Below are 13,792 nucleotides of genomic sequence, written 5' to 3' on the forward strand. Positions count from 1 at the left end.
TATGTTATTAATTGTTATGAATCAATTAATTATTTTACTTCTTCGAAGTCTGCATCCTGTACATCTTCAGCTCCAGCGTTTCCGCCAGCATTCTGAGCTCCGGCACCTGCATCAGCACCAGGCTGTTGACCAGCTGCATATAATTCTTCAGAAGCTGCCATCCATGCTGCATCTAATGCTTCAGTTTTAGCTTTTACATCATCAACACTTTTAGCTTCGAAAGCTGTTTTTAATTCTGTGTGAGCTGTTTCGATAGCTGCTTTTTTGTCAGCAGAAAGCTTTTCACCGAACTCTTTCAATTGCTTTTCAGTCTGGAAGATCAATCCGTCAGCTTTGTTGAAGATTTCAACTTCTTCTTTTCTCTTAGCATCTGCTGCAGAGTTTTCCTGAGCTTCTTTCTTCATTCTTTCGATTTCTTCGTCAGAAAGACCTGAAGAAGCCTGGATTTTGATAGACTGCTCTTTACCAGTTCCTTTATCTTTAGCAGATACACTTAGGATACCGTTAGCATCAATATCGAAAGTTACTTCAATTTGAGGAACTCCTCTTGGTGCTGGTGGAATATCCTGAAGATCGAATCTACCGATTTCTTTGTTATCGTTGAACATTGATCTTTCTCCCTGCCCTACTCTGATGCTTACAGCCGGCTGGTTGTCAGAAGCTGTAGAGAATACTTCAGATTTTTTAGTTGGGATCGTAGTGTTCGCCTCAATTAATTTAGTGAATACAGAACCCATTGTTTCAATACCTAAAGAAAGTGGAGTAACGTCAAGTAGTAATACGTCTTTTACATCACCTGTTAATACACCTCCCTGGATTGCTGCACCAATTGCTACAACCTCATCCGGGTTCACTCCTTTAGATGGTTTTTTACCGAAGAATTTTTCTACTTCTTCCTGGATGATCGGGATTCTTGTAGAACCACCTACCAAGATTACTTCGTCAATATCTGAAGTTGATAAACCAGCATCTTTTAATGCTTTAGCAACAGGCTCCATAGATCTTCTTACAAGATCTGCAGATAATTGCTCGAATTTAGCTTTTGTTAAAGACTTCACTAAGTGCTTAGGACCTGTAGCAGTAGCCGTGATATATGGTAAGTTGATTTCAGTCTGAGGAGAAGAAGATAATTCAATTTTAGCTTTTTCAGCAGCTTCTTTCAATCTTTGTAATGCGATTGCATCAGATTTCAATTCTACACCTTCTTCAGCTTTGAACTCATCAGCCATCCAGTTGATGATCACATCATCAAAGTCATCACCTCCTAAGTGCGTATCACCATTTGTAGATAATACTTCGAATACACCATCTCCTAAATCAAGGATAGAGATATCAAAAGTACCACCACCTAGGTCATATACTGCGATTTTCTGATCTTTATGGTTTTTATCAAGACCGTAAGCTAACGCTGCAGCTGTAGGTTCGTTGATAATTCTTTCTACTTTAAGACCAGCGATTTCACCAGCTTCTTTAGTAGCTTGTCTCTGTGCATCATTGAAGTATGCAGGAACAGTGATTACCGCTCTTGTTACTTCCTGTCCAAGATAATCTTCAGCAGTTTTCTTCATTTTTTGAAGCGTCATTGCAGAAATTTCCTGTGGTGTATATTCTCTATCGTCGATTTTTACTTTTACAGTATCATTTGGTCCTGCAACCACTTTATAAGGTACTCTTGAAACTTCAGAAGCATCATCTTTAAAGTGCGTTCCGATAAATCTTTTGATAGAGTAAACAGTTTTTGTTGGATTCGTTACAGCCTGTCTTTTTGCAGGATCACCTACTTTTCTCTCTCCGTCTTCTGTAAAAGCTACAATAGAAGGAGTAGTTCTTTTACCTTCTGCGTTAGGAATAACAACAGGGTCTTTACCCTCCATTACAGCAACACAAGAGTTGGTCGTTCCTAAGTCAATTCCAATTATTTTACTCATAATATTTTATATTTTTTTCTATTTTTAAATTAATTTACACTCTCAATTTCTCAATATCTGTACCATTCAAAGAATTATGACAAAATGACACAATAAAATAAAAACCCCGATAAAATCGAGGCTTTGTATGATTTAATATGGAAATATTTTCATTATTTTTTGATAAACTTCATTGATTTTACGAAGTCTTTGCCATTATAAGTTCTTACATAATAAACACCACTGGCAAAATCTTTCACATCAATTTTATCTGTTTCATTTTTAATAAATGCTTTTTTCACCAGTCTTCCTTCTGCATTGAAAATTTCCACTTCATTAATAGGTGCTAAAGGAGAAGCAATAGAAATATACTGTGTAGTAGGATTAGGGAAAAGCTTGATAGAATTTACCTTTTGTACATCATTTACTGATAAAAATGCACATGCGTTAGAATTCAAAAGACTTGCTCTTGGCCCTGCCATCGTATTGGTCTTGATTGTTTTCTGATCATTGGTAAAGAATGCCATTTCTGTATCTGTCACATAATCCATAAAATTCATGAACATAGCTCCGTTTGCAGTCGGATTACACATGAATCCATTATCTGGAAAAACATTACCACCGTAATGAGCATCATTAATAGCAGGGGTATCAGCACACCCATCATCATTATCCGGTGTATTACAAAGACTGCCATCTTCTCCCCAAGGGTGAAGCAATCCGAAATAATGTCCTATTTCATGCGTAGCAGTTCGGCCTCCATTATAAGGATACTGAGCAGCTCCTGTGGTTCCGAAATATTTGTAACCAATAGCAAGTCCGTCTTCCGGAAAACCAGCAGCGTCAGGCAGATAAGCCCAACCTAAGTAAGGATTTGGCATATTCCCTACCCATATGTTCAAATATTTAGTTGGATCCCAGGCTGTAAGTCCCGAAGCTAAATAATATTGGTTTGCAAAATCAAAATTTGCAGCTACAGATTTTCTTTCTATTCCTGTAGTGGAAGCACCTGTAGGAGTTTTTGTTGCCATACAAAATGTCAGTTCCATATCGGCTGCATAAGGCTTGAATGCATCAGGAACGACAGAACTAAAGTTAGGATTCAACTTTCTGAAATCATTATTCAGAATTGCAATCTGTGATGCAATCTGAGCATCAGAAATATTCTGGGCAGCACTTCCATAAAGAACATGTACTACTACGGGAATAGTAACAACAGTCTGTCCATTTTTAGCCATTGTATTAGCATTTTTACTGGTTAAATAATTTCGTAAATCTTCTTTTTTTGCCAGAGCCTGAGGGTTTCTTGTATAAAACTCCTTCATTTTCAAATCAGTAGCACATTCTCTCTGTCCAAATACATTAGCCATCAGAAAGCCGGCTGTCAATAGTAAAATTTTTTTCATATAAATAGTATAAATAGTCGGCAAATATAACCATTCTTCCAACAAGACTATGGAATAAATGAGTAATTTACAGTAAAATCACTGTAACTCTAAATTTGCTTAAACCAATTGATTACCAATATGCTTGTTATCAGCAAAACAATTTAATTCACCAACCTTTAAAAATTAATCAAAGTTTAACCTAAGAAATAGAGACAGAATCTTTACGAATTATTATTTTTGATAAAATATACACATTTAGAATGTCATTACACTTTAATCCACGAGATATTACATGGCTTGCCTTTAATGAAAGAGTTTTACAGGAGGCCATGGATGAAAAAGTTCCCTTACATTTAAGAATACGTTTTCTCGGAATTTTCTCCAACAATTTAGATGAATTTTTCAGAGTACGTGTTGCCGGATTAAAACGTGCCATGGATTTTAAGGAAAAAGTGATTGCTGAATCTTTCTACCAACCTCCCTCCAAAATCCTTCAGAGAATCAATGAAATCGTGATGAGACAGCAGCTGAATTTTGATAAAAGCTGGAAAAATATCCAGACTGAAATGGCTGATCATAAAGTTTTCATTAAAAATGCCAAAAACCTGACAGCAGGACAAAAAGAATTTGTCAGACAATATTTTGATGAAGTAGTAGAATCTAATGTAATTCCTATTCTTCTTCATGAAAATACGCCAATGCCCTATTTGAGAGATAAAAGTCTTTATCTGGGGGTTGCGATGAGAAAAAAAGACTGGCAATATTCCAGCAATTATGCCATTATTGAGATTCCTTCCCGTTTTGTAGGAAGATTCGTATTGCTTCCAACAGAAGATCCGGAAGAGAAAAACGTAATGCTGCTGGAGGATGTCATCACTTTCAACCTTCCGCATATTTTCTCTTATTTCGGATATGATGAGTTTTCTGCTAATGCTTTTAAAGTAACAAAAGATGCTGAACTTGATCTGGACAATGACATCAGAACCAATTTCGCAGAGAAAATAGAAAAAGGACTCAAAAACAGAAGAAAAGGAAAGCCTACCCGTTTCGTGTTTGATAAAGATATGGATAAAGCGCTGCTGGAACTCCTTATCAGAAAGCTGAATTTAACGAAAAAAGACAGTATCATTCCGGGAGGAAAAATTCATAATTTCAAGCATTTCATGGATTTCCCAGATGTTTTTGAAAAGTATGAAAGACCTGTGGAAAGAAGCTCTTTTACTCATCAGGCATTTGAACATGGTGAGAGAGTAACAGATGTTATTTTAAAAGAAGATGTGCTTCTTACTTTCCCTTATCACAAATATAATCCGGTAATTGATCTTCTCCGTGAAGCAGCAATGGATCCGGATGTAAAATCTATACAGATCACTGCCTACCGTATGGCAAGCAGCTCAAAAATCATCAATGCGCTCATCTATGCTGCCAGAAATGGTAAAGAAGTGACCGTAATGCTTGAACTTCAGGCAAGGTTTGATGAAGAATCCAATCTGAAATGGAAAGATATGCTGGAACCGGAGGGGATTACAGTTCTTGTGGGAATTCCCAACAAAAAAGTACATGCTAAACTGTGTGTTATCAAAAAGAGAGCGCATAATAAAACCATCCAATATGGATTTGTAAGTACCGGGAATTTCAACGAAAAAACAGCAAGAATATATGGTGATCATCTGCTCCTTACAGCCGATCGCGGTATCATGGCAGATATCAATAAAGTGTTCAATGTTCTGAAAAAACCGAAGGATGATTTTATTCCGATTTTGAAAACTTGTAAAAATTTATTAGTTTGCCCTCAATTTATGCGTGAAAAGATTGTTCACCATATTGATAAAGAAATAGAAGAAGCCAAAGCAGGCCGAAAAACAGAGATCATCATCAAGGTAAATTCTATGAGCGACAGGCTACTGATAGAAAAGCTATATGATGCCGCCAAAGCTGGTGTGGTAATCAGACTCATCGTAAGAGGAATCTATTGTGCCGTAAACCAGAAAGAGTTTAAAGAAAAAATAAAAGCGATTAGTATTGTAGATGAATACCTGGAGCATGCCAGAGTAATGTATTTCTACAATAAAGGAACAGAAGACATGTACATTTCTTCCGCTGACTGGATGACCAGAAACCTGGATTACAGGATTGAAGCCGCCGCTAAAATCACTGACAAGAACCTTAAGAAAGAATTAAAAGATATTCTTGATATTCAGCTTAGGGATAATGTAAAAGCCAGAATTCTGGATAAGAAACTCAGCAATGAATACATAAGAAATGATAAAAAAGAATGCCGTTCACAAATAGAAACCTATAAATATTTAAAAGCTAAAACAAGCAAAAAATGAAGATAGCAGCGATAGACATAGGGAGTAATGCAGCCCGCCTTCTAATCAATGAAGTTAAGATTAATAACAGAAAACCTGAATTCATCAAACTCAACCTTCTCAGAATTCCCCTGAGACTGGGAATGGATGTTTTCACCATCGGAAAAATAGGTCCCGAAAGAGAAAAAATGGTCATTGACTCCATGAAAATCTTCAGTGACCTGATGAAAATATATAAAGTGGATCATTACAGAGCCTGTGCTACCAGTGCCATGCGTGACGCTTCCAATGGCAACGAAATTATTGAACTCGTAAAAGAAGCATCTGGAATCAACATCGAAATTATTTCCGGTGATGAAGAAGCTACCCTGGTTTATGAAAATCATGTTGCAGAAGGTCTTGATAAAGAATTCGCTTACTTATACATCGACGTTGGCGGAGGTTCTACGGAACTTACCTTCTACGAAAACGGTAAAATGGTTTACGAGAAATCGTTCAATATCGGAACCATCCGTCTTCTCAACAACCTGGTTACGATGGACAACTGGAAAGAGATGAAGGACGAGATCAAGGAAAATATTGTCAGCAAGAAACCAATTGTAGCGATTGGATCAGGAGGAAACATCAACAAAGTGTTCTCCATGAGCAAAACCAAAGACGGGAAACCCATGTCTTTATCACACCTGAAAAAGGTCCATAAAGAATTCAATGAGCTGTCTGTGGAAGAAAGAATGACCAATTACAACCTTAGAGAAGATCGTGCCGATGTATTGGTACATGCCCTGAGCATCTTCAATAATGTGATGTTATGGTCTGATATCAACAGGATTTTTGTCCCTAAAATATCTGTGGCAGACGGATTGATCCACAACATTTACACTCAGTTACAGCACAAAAAGTAACAACAAATAACAATATTATAAGCCAGCCATTGAGCTGGTTTTATTTTTTTGAAACTGTTTTCAGCTTTTCACAGTACTGTCATTGCGAGGAACAACGCGACGAAGCAATCTCTATGTTCTCCCATGCTATTAAGTTTTGGCTAAAGCCAATGATAAATCATTTATTGTCAGGTGGATTAAAACCACCTCTATTGAATTTTAATAAAAGTTACTTTTTACTTTTTACTTTTTACTTTTTACTTTTTACTTTTTACTTTTTACTTTTAGTAAAAAACTTTTCCAAATTTTAAAGTAAAACCCTATCCCCATTCGTCATATCATTATCAATAGCAAAACAATGAATCCAATCAAAATAATTCTTACAGGAGCAACAGGGATGGTAGGTGAAGGCATTTTAATGGAATGTCTTGAGAACCCCAATGTTTCTGAAATCCTCAGCATAAGCAGAAAACCTTCTGGAAAATCACACCCCAAACTGAAAGAATACCTTGTCCCGGATTTTTTATCCATAGACATCCATGATGAAAAACTAAAAGGCTATGATGCCTGTTTTTTCTGTGCCGGAATCAGCAGTGTAGGTATGAATGAAGAAGATTATACCAGAATCACTTACGATACAACCCTTCACTTTGCAAAAGCTGTTTTGAACCAAAATCCGGATATAGTTTTTAACTATGTTTCAGGTGCAAGTACAGACAGCACAGAGAGCGGGAAAATGATGTGGGCACGGGTAAAGGGCAAAACCGAAAATGATTTAAAAAAAATGAATTTCAAAGGGGCTTATAATTTTCGCCCCGGATTTATGAAACCTGTTGACGGTCAATTGAATGTAAAATGGTTTTTTAAACCTTTTATTTGGATTTTTCCTGTTTTTTTTCAATCAAAATCATTAACTTTACACGAAGTGGGTAGAGCAATGATCAATGTGACACAAAAAGGATACCCTACATCTACTTTAGAAATTAGAGATATTAAAAATTTAGCGATATGAGAGACATGTTAAGAAGAATTATTCTGGTTATTTTTGTACTCTTGCTTGTGACTGCTGTTTCAGGATATTTTTATATGCAGAAACATCCATTAGAAGGAAATAAGTCCGGAACAATTTTAAATTTTTCCGGAAAATCAGGAAAATAAATACATCCTACAAGTCCTCATTTGAACAACATTCTATCATTTATCGGAAACAAACCTATTTTTTAAACATTTCTTAAGATTCCATTAAAATAGTTGCGAAACATAAAGTTCATTTTTGCATTTATCTAATTAAAGTAAAAATGATCAACAACTACCTATTAAAAGGGTCTGTGATTGCCGCATTCTTTTTTCAGAGCGGTCTTTTCGGACAGACACTGATTCATTACTGGAATTTTAACAACAATACTTCTGCTGCCACAGTCACTACACCTGCTTCTACCCTGGTGAATGGCTCTCTTACGGCTATAGCAGGAGGTACAAGTGTAATAGATTTTGCTGGTGGTACCGGGCAGAATTTTAGTGATGAAAATTTAAATGCCAGAAATGGAGATGCATCCGGAACTCATTTAAGGTTCAATAATCCAATTGGAGGAGGATTACAGTTTAATCTGCCTACCACCGGATATAACAGCGTCATTGTTAAATTTACCACCAGAAGATCCGGACAGGGAGCCGGTACTCAGACATGGTCTTATTCAACAGACGGAACTAATTTTGTGCAGTTTCAGACTGTGAATCCTCAGGATGCCAATCCTCAGCTCATTACTATTGATTTTTCTGCCATTCAGGGAGCCAATAACAATCCCAACTTTAAATTAAAAGTTGAATTCTCAGCAACAGGAGGCGGAACAGGAGGTAACAACCGTTTTGATAACTTTACGGTAGATGCCACTCCTGCCGGAGGTGCGGACACCACTCCACCAACTGTTACTTATCTTCCTGCCAATAATACCAATAACGCTTCGACTACTGTAAATCCTACCTTATCTTTTAATGAAAATATAAGATTAACAGATAATTCTGCGATCAATAATTCTAACGCTCAAAACCTTATAGAGCTTCGTCTTGGGAATGCAGCAGGGGCGCTAATTCCATTTACAACGACTTTCAGCAACAATACGATTACTGTAATCCCAACTTCGGGACTGGTACCGGGACAAACTTATTATCTTGCCCTTAAACCCAATATGGTAGAAGACTTTAGTGATAATGGAGTTACAGCTGTTACATCCAGCACTTTCACTACAGCCGGAACAATAATTTCTTTGGAAAAAAACTTCATTAAGGTCAATGAAAATGCAGGAAACCTTGCATTTAAAATCAATATCACCAATCCTTCAACGGCTACAGTAAATCTTGTGGTAAAACCGGCACCATTCAGTACGGCTGATGCTAATGATTTTACTTTAGCCAACCAAACTATTAACATCACTCCATCTACAACAAGTTATACAGTCAACATTCCGATTACTGATGACACAGTGGCAGAACAGCAGGCCGAATATTTTGTTGTAAGCCTCGAAAATCCTACCGGAGCAACTATTTCAGGAGACAATACTGCAACTGTTTATATTGTAGACAATGATAAGCCGGCACCGGTTCCATCCCATCAGATCCAACTGAATTATCTGGGAAGTTTTGATCCTTCAGGAAATAATAACAGCTCCACGGAAATTGTGGTTCATGATGCATCAACTCAACGTTTATTCACGATCAGCTCCATTACAGATGTTTTTGATATTATTGATTTCAGTACGCCTGCCACTCCATCGGTCGTAAAAACAGTCAATATGGCTTCCTATGGCGGAATCACAAGTATTGCAGTAAAAAACGGAATCATCGCCGCTGCTTCTCCGAATACCGATCCGCAGCAAAATGGTTCTGTAGTATTCTTTGATATTAACGGAAATTTCCTGAAACAGGTAAGTGTAGGAGCTTTACCGGATATGATCACCTTCTCTCCCGACGGAACAAAAGTAGTGACCGCCAACGAAGGGGAACCTAATGATGCCTATACGGTAGATCCCGAAGGAACGATCAGCATCATTGATATTTCCGGAGGTATCGGAAATCTTACGCAAAGTAATGTGACAACGCTCAATTTCAATAGTTTTGATTCTCAGGTAGCAGCTTTAACAGCTACCGGGTTAAGAAAAGTAAGAACAAATAATACGCTTTCTCAGGATCTGGAACCTGAATATGTTACCATCAGTTCAGATAGCCAGAAAGCATGGGTAACACTTCAGGAAAATAATGCTGTCGCTGAAATTAACCTGGTAACCAAAACCATCACGGGAATCTGGGGATTGGGTAAAAAAGACATGAGCCTTCCGGGTAATGGTTTTGATGCTTCGGACAATAATGGAGAGGTTTTAATTGCCAACTGGCCTGTAAAAGCTTATTATGTTCCGGATGCAGTACAGAATTATAAGGTAGGAAGTACTCATTATATTGTAACAGCCAATGAAGGAGATGAAAAAGACCTTTCAGGCTACAGCGAAAGAACCACTGTAGGTGCAAACGGTTATATTTTAGATCCAGTACTTTTCCCGAATTCAAATATTTTAAAGGCTTCTTATAATCTTGGAAGATTCAGGGTTTCATCTGCCACAGGAAATACAGACGGAGATGCAGAATTTGAAGAAATGGCAGCTTTAGGAGCACGCTCATTCTCTATTTTCAATGCGGATACCAAACAGATCGTGTACGACAGCGAAGATCAGTTTGAAAGATATATTGCAGCTTATCAGCCGTTAATTTTCAATGCCGATAATGAATCCAACGGTGCCAAAAACAGAAGCCGTGCAAAAGGCCCTGAACCGGAAGGCGTAGCATTAGGAAACATCAACGGACAGACATATGCTTTTATCACATTAGAAAGAACCGGAGGCGTTATGGTATATAATATCACAGATCCTAACAGCCCTACTTTTACCGATTATAAACATTCTCGTTCTACTTCAGCTTACGGAGGTGACAATGGCCCTGAAGGGATCATCTACATCGCTCCTGAAAATACTACAACCAATAAAGGCTATGTAATTATTGCCAACGAGATCAGCGGAACTTTATCCATGTATGAAGTGGCAATGCCGCCTACTTTGGGAACCGGTGAAACAAAAGCTGAACAGGCAACCTTCAACGTATTCCCAAATCCTGTTAACAAAGGAAATACACTTTATTTCAACAGAAAACAGGATTACGAACTGTATGATATGTCCGGAAAGCTGATCGGAAAGGAAAAGAATGCTTTAACCATAAGCACATCCAATCTTTCTACTGGTGTTTATCTTGTAAAAACTTCAGAAGGACAAATAAAAAGAGTCATTGTAAAGTAAACATAAATTACAGTATACCATTCTATTTTAAAGCTTCGGATTTTCCGGAGCTTTTTTGTTGTTGATAAATTTGAAGTCAACTCAATATAAAACTTATTATTTAAGATGATTTAACTTTTGAAATGCCTGAAAAAATCATTTTATTTCTATATTTACCTTTAACAAACCAAATTCACAATGAAAAATATTAAAACGGCAGGAATTCTTGCTTTTCTGTTATTGGGAACAGGAACAGCTTTTTCACAATCCAGAAAGATAGAATCCGCAAAAGGTGTAGAGAAAACAGAAGGTAATAAGGTGGTCCATGTAGAAGGTGTAGGTCATAATCTCAATTATACTCTCAACGGAGGAGTTGTTGAGGTAGAAGGTGGTGACAATACACTAACAGTCAAAGGAAGTGCTAAAAAAATTACGGTTTCCGGAACAGGTAATAAAGTATACATTGATAAAGTGGACAAAATATCCATGGAGGGTGGTGACAATATGATCTACTACCGAACTTCCGGAACAAAATCCGGTAAACCTGATGTTTCTATTACAGGAGTGGGAAATAAAGTAGTAAAACAGTAAATACAGTTCTCACAGATTTCAAAATCTGTAAAGAATATATTCAAACAAAAAAAGACAGACCCCATTGAGGTCTGTCTTTTAAAAATATCTCAGATATAATTTATTCTACGTTGATTACCTTTTCGATTTCTGGCGCATGTTGTTTGATGGTATTTTCAACACCTAATTTCAGCGTTGAGAAATTCAACGAACATCCGGAACAGTTACCCAAAAGCTTCACAAACACCTGATTATCTTTCACATCAATAAGCTCAATATCACCTCCGTCTTTATTCAAAAACGGTCTGATGCTTTCCAGAGCTTCCATTACTCTTGTTACTGTATCTTCGTGCGTTATGTTTGTTTCCATATTTTTCAGTTCAATTTGGTTCTTTCAAAGTATTGAAAGGTATTATTATTTTGCTTTTGGTGAGCATCCTGCCATTGTTGAAATCTTCACTGCTTCAGTAGGAGGAAGACTTTTATTTCTTTCTACAAGGCTTTCTACCATTTTTCTGGCTGTTTCTGTGTAGATATCAGCAATCTTAGATCCTTCCTGAAGAGCAGCAGGTCTTCCTACGTCTCCAGCTTCTCTGATACTTTGGATCAACGGAATTTCTCCCAATACAGGAATTCCAAGATCTTCAGCTAAATATTGTGCTCCCTGGTTTCCAAAGATATAATATTTGTTGTCAGGAAGTTCTTCCGGTGTAAAATACGCCATATTTTCGATTAATCCAAGCACCGGAATATTGATACTCTCCATCTGGAACATAGCAATTCCTTTTCTTACGTCTGCCAAAGCAACATGCTGAGGTGTACTTACGATCACTGCTCCTGTTACCGGTACTTCCTGAATGATTGACAAGTGAATGTCACCTGTTCCCGGAGGCAGGTCTATTAATAAGAAATCCAGTTCTCCCCATGCAGCATCTCTGATCATCTGGTTTAATGCTTTTGAAGCCATAGGACCTCTCCACACTACCGCCTGATTAGCTCCTGAGAAATATCCGATAGAAAGCATTTTTACTCCATAGTTCTCAATAGGTTTCATCAAATTCTTCCCATTTACTTCTACAGAAATTGGTTTTGCACCTTCTGTATCAAACATGGTGGGAACTGAAGGACCATAGATATCAGCATCCAATAATCCTACTTTGAAACCCATTTTTGCCAACGTTACTGCCATATTTGCAGAAACTGTAGATTTTCCTACTCCTCCTTTACCGGAGGCAATAGCGATAATATTTTGAATTCCCGGAATTTGTTTTCCTTTGATCTGACTTTGCTGAATTTCACTAGGTTCCGGAGAAACGATTTTAAGTTTTAAATGAACCTCTTCTCCAAACTCACTGGCAAAAGCCTGTTTCATTGCAGCCTCCAGTTTTTTCTTTTCGTGCATTGCAGGCGAATGAGCAGTCATGTCAATATAAACATCATTACCCATAATCTGAAGATTATTCACCAAATCGTCTACTTCTATTTCTTTAAGGAAATCCTGAACCTTTTCTTTCGTCAACATATAAATATAAATTGTTTACAAATTTACGCATTTTTCACCTATTTAGAATAAGTAAACACAATCATAGATAAATTCTTTTGTAAACACAGACCTTCAGCCCTTTATATATCGGCAATTATTATCTGAAATAGGTTACTAACGGAATATTTTTATTCCAGAATTCACTGGATTTTAACAGCCAGGAGGTAGAGAAGAAAAACAATGAGGTGGTTTCAAAAATAAGGGTAGAATACGTTAGAAATTGATTCACGGAAGCTGAGTCATCTCCTAAAATAGCAATAAGCCCAATGCAGGCGAGACTGATGAGTATTCCCCAGCCGCAACATTTGTAATACAGGTTTCTACGACTTTTTTTGAGTGCTTCTTCTTCGGAAATAGGCTCTCCATCCTGTTCTTTATCACTTTTTTGAAAAAAATAAAGACAAAAAACGGCAAAAGACACGAAAAGCAGTCCAGCACTGATATAATGTACCCAGCTGAACCAGTCCTTATAATTCGCTTTATCTATAGTAATGTAAATATTTCCTCCATATCCATTAAATTTTGTTGGAAATACAGCGACCAATACCGCCATTACTCCGGCAAAATTTGAAAGCATGTTTTCATATCTGTCTTTTCCTCTGTAGGTAGCGAATAATCCACCCAGAATACATAATGTTCCAACAAAAATCACATGCCCGAAACTGTAGTAATAATGGCTTATACTTACTTTAAGCGGATGTTCATCATTCAGAAAATAGGTGGTCATAAAAAGAAGAAAGGAAAGGAGAAATCCGAGTAATCCGATAAACATTCGTAATTGGTAATAGGAGATCAGAACGCCGTTATTATCATCTGGAGCAGGTTTTTTAGAATGAGTTTCCATGACTTTGTTTTTTGAGGTTATGTTTGTTTTG

The 13,792-nt window shown here is 37.2% G+C and carries 11 protein-coding genes; 6 read left to right on the top strand and 5 right to left on the bottom strand.

From position 1 onward, the window contains the following. Positions 1–29: 29 nt before the first annotated feature. Both dnaK and ACTJIP_RS03610 read right to left on the bottom strand, forming a co-directional pair. Positions 30–1,928: a molecular chaperone DnaK gene (dnaK, locus tag ACTJIP_RS03605; RefSeq protein ID WP_077419290.1), complete on the bottom strand. Its 1,899-nt coding sequence runs from the start codon at positions 1,926–1,928 to the stop codon at positions 30–32. A gap of 152 nt (positions 1,929–2,080) precedes the next feature. Further along, positions 2,081–3,313, bottom strand: a complete 1,233-nt coding sequence (locus ACTJIP_RS03610) for a zinc-dependent metalloprotease (RefSeq protein WP_440704127.1) — start codon at positions 3,311–3,313, stop codon at positions 2,081–2,083. Between the two features lie 242 nt (positions 3,314–3,555). On the opposite strand from ACTJIP_RS03610, the gene ppk1 reads away from it, so the two are divergent. The 6 genes from ppk1 to ACTJIP_RS03640 all read left to right on the top strand — a co-directional run bounded on the left by ppk1 (position 3,556) and on the right by ACTJIP_RS03640 (position 11,395). Then, positions 3,556–5,628, top strand: coding sequence for a polyphosphate kinase 1 (gene ppk1 / locus ACTJIP_RS03615; protein ID WP_077419288.1), 2,073 nt, complete (start codon positions 3,556–3,558; stop codon positions 5,626–5,628). Further along, positions 5,625–6,509, top strand: a complete 885-nt coding sequence (locus ACTJIP_RS03620; RefSeq protein WP_077419287.1) for a Ppx/GppA phosphatase family protein — start codon at positions 5,625–5,627, stop codon at positions 6,507–6,509. Before ppk1 ends, ACTJIP_RS03620 begins: the two co-directional genes overlap by 4 nt. A gap of 337 nt (positions 6,510–6,846) precedes the next feature. Continuing rightward, the gene (locus ACTJIP_RS03625) at positions 6,847–7,500 is read left to right on the top strand and encodes an NAD-dependent epimerase/dehydratase family protein (RefSeq protein ID WP_077419286.1); all 654 of its coding nucleotides are present in this window, start codon (positions 6,847–6,849) and stop codon (positions 7,498–7,500) included. Next, positions 7,497–7,646: a hypothetical protein gene (locus ACTJIP_RS03630; RefSeq protein ID WP_156118480.1), complete on the top strand. Its 150-nt coding sequence runs from the start codon at positions 7,497–7,499 to the stop codon at positions 7,644–7,646. The genes ACTJIP_RS03625 and ACTJIP_RS03630 overlap by 4 nt, the downstream gene beginning before the upstream one ends. Positions 7,647–7,786: 140 nt before the next feature. Next, on the top strand, positions 7,787–10,825 hold the full coding sequence (locus ACTJIP_RS03635) for a choice-of-anchor I family protein (RefSeq protein ID WP_440704128.1): 3,039 nt from the start codon (positions 7,787–7,789) through the stop codon (positions 10,823–10,825). Positions 10,826–11,002: 177 nt separating this feature from the next. Next, positions 11,003–11,395 carry a DUF3060 domain-containing protein gene (locus ACTJIP_RS03640; RefSeq protein WP_077419284.1) on the top strand — a complete coding sequence of 131 codons (393 nt, stop codon included), beginning with the start codon at positions 11,003–11,005 and terminating at the stop codon, positions 11,393–11,395. 100 nt (positions 11,396–11,495) lie between these two features. Here the strand turns inward: ACTJIP_RS03640 and ACTJIP_RS03645 are convergent, their stop codons facing one another. From ACTJIP_RS03645 to ACTJIP_RS03655, 3 genes are all read right to left on the bottom strand, one after another. Further along, a complete protein-coding gene (locus tag ACTJIP_RS03645) occupies positions 11,496–11,744 on the bottom strand; it encodes a NifU family protein (RefSeq protein WP_002977212.1) in 249 nt (82 codons plus the stop codon). Between the two features lie 45 nt (positions 11,745–11,789). Continuing rightward, positions 11,790–12,896 (bottom strand): Mrp/NBP35 family ATP-binding protein, encoded by a 1,107-nt coding sequence (locus ACTJIP_RS03650; protein WP_077419283.1) that lies wholly within the window; start codon positions 12,894–12,896, stop codon positions 11,790–11,792. Positions 12,897–13,014: 118 nt separating this feature from the next. Further along, a complete protein-coding gene (locus ACTJIP_RS03655) occupies positions 13,015–13,761 on the bottom strand; it encodes a hypothetical protein (protein ID WP_428169200.1) in 747 nt (248 codons plus the stop codon). Positions 13,762–13,792 lie beyond the last annotated feature (31 nt).

It is taken from the genome of Chryseobacterium sp. 22543 (assembly GCF_052044565.1).
Classification (GTDB): Bacteria; Bacteroidota; Bacteroidia; order Flavobacteriales; family Weeksellaceae; genus Chryseobacterium.

What these genes read in the sequence shown, in the direction of transcription:
- dnaK (WP_077419290.1), bottom strand. Translation starts at nt 1,928, where the DNA reads ATGAGTAAAATAATTGGAATTGACTTAGGAACGACCAACTCTTGTGTT.
- ACTJIP_RS03610 (WP_440704127.1), bottom strand. Translation starts at nt 3,313, where the DNA reads ATGAAAAAAATTTTACTATTGACAGCCGGCTTTCTGATGGCTAATGTA.
- ppk1 (WP_077419288.1), top strand. Translation starts at nt 3,556, where the DNA reads ATGTCATTACACTTTAATCCACGAGATATTACATGGCTTGCCTTTAAT.
- ACTJIP_RS03620 (WP_077419287.1), top strand. Translation starts at nt 5,625, where the DNA reads ATGAAGATAGCAGCGATAGACATAGGGAGTAATGCAGCCCGCCTTCTA.
- ACTJIP_RS03625 (WP_077419286.1), top strand. Translation starts at nt 6,847, where the DNA reads ATGAATCCAATCAAAATAATTCTTACAGGAGCAACAGGGATGGTAGGT.
- ACTJIP_RS03630 (WP_156118480.1), top strand. Translation starts at nt 7,497, where the DNA reads ATGAGAGACATGTTAAGAAGAATTATTCTGGTTATTTTTGTACTCTTG.
- ACTJIP_RS03635 (WP_440704128.1), top strand. Translation starts at nt 7,787, where the DNA reads ATGATCAACAACTACCTATTAAAAGGGTCTGTGATTGCCGCATTCTTT.
- ACTJIP_RS03640 (WP_077419284.1), top strand. Translation starts at nt 11,003, where the DNA reads ATGAAAAATATTAAAACGGCAGGAATTCTTGCTTTTCTGTTATTGGGA.
- ACTJIP_RS03645 (WP_002977212.1), bottom strand. Translation starts at nt 11,744, where the DNA reads ATGGAAACAAACATAACGCACGAAGATACAGTAACAAGAGTAATGGAA.
- ACTJIP_RS03650 (WP_077419283.1), bottom strand. Translation starts at nt 12,896, where the DNA reads ATGTTGACGAAAGAAAAGGTTCAGGATTTCCTTAAAGAAATAGAAGTA.
- ACTJIP_RS03655 (WP_428169200.1), bottom strand. Translation starts at nt 13,761, where the DNA reads ATGGAAACTCATTCTAAAAAACCTGCTCCAGATGATAATAACGGCGTT.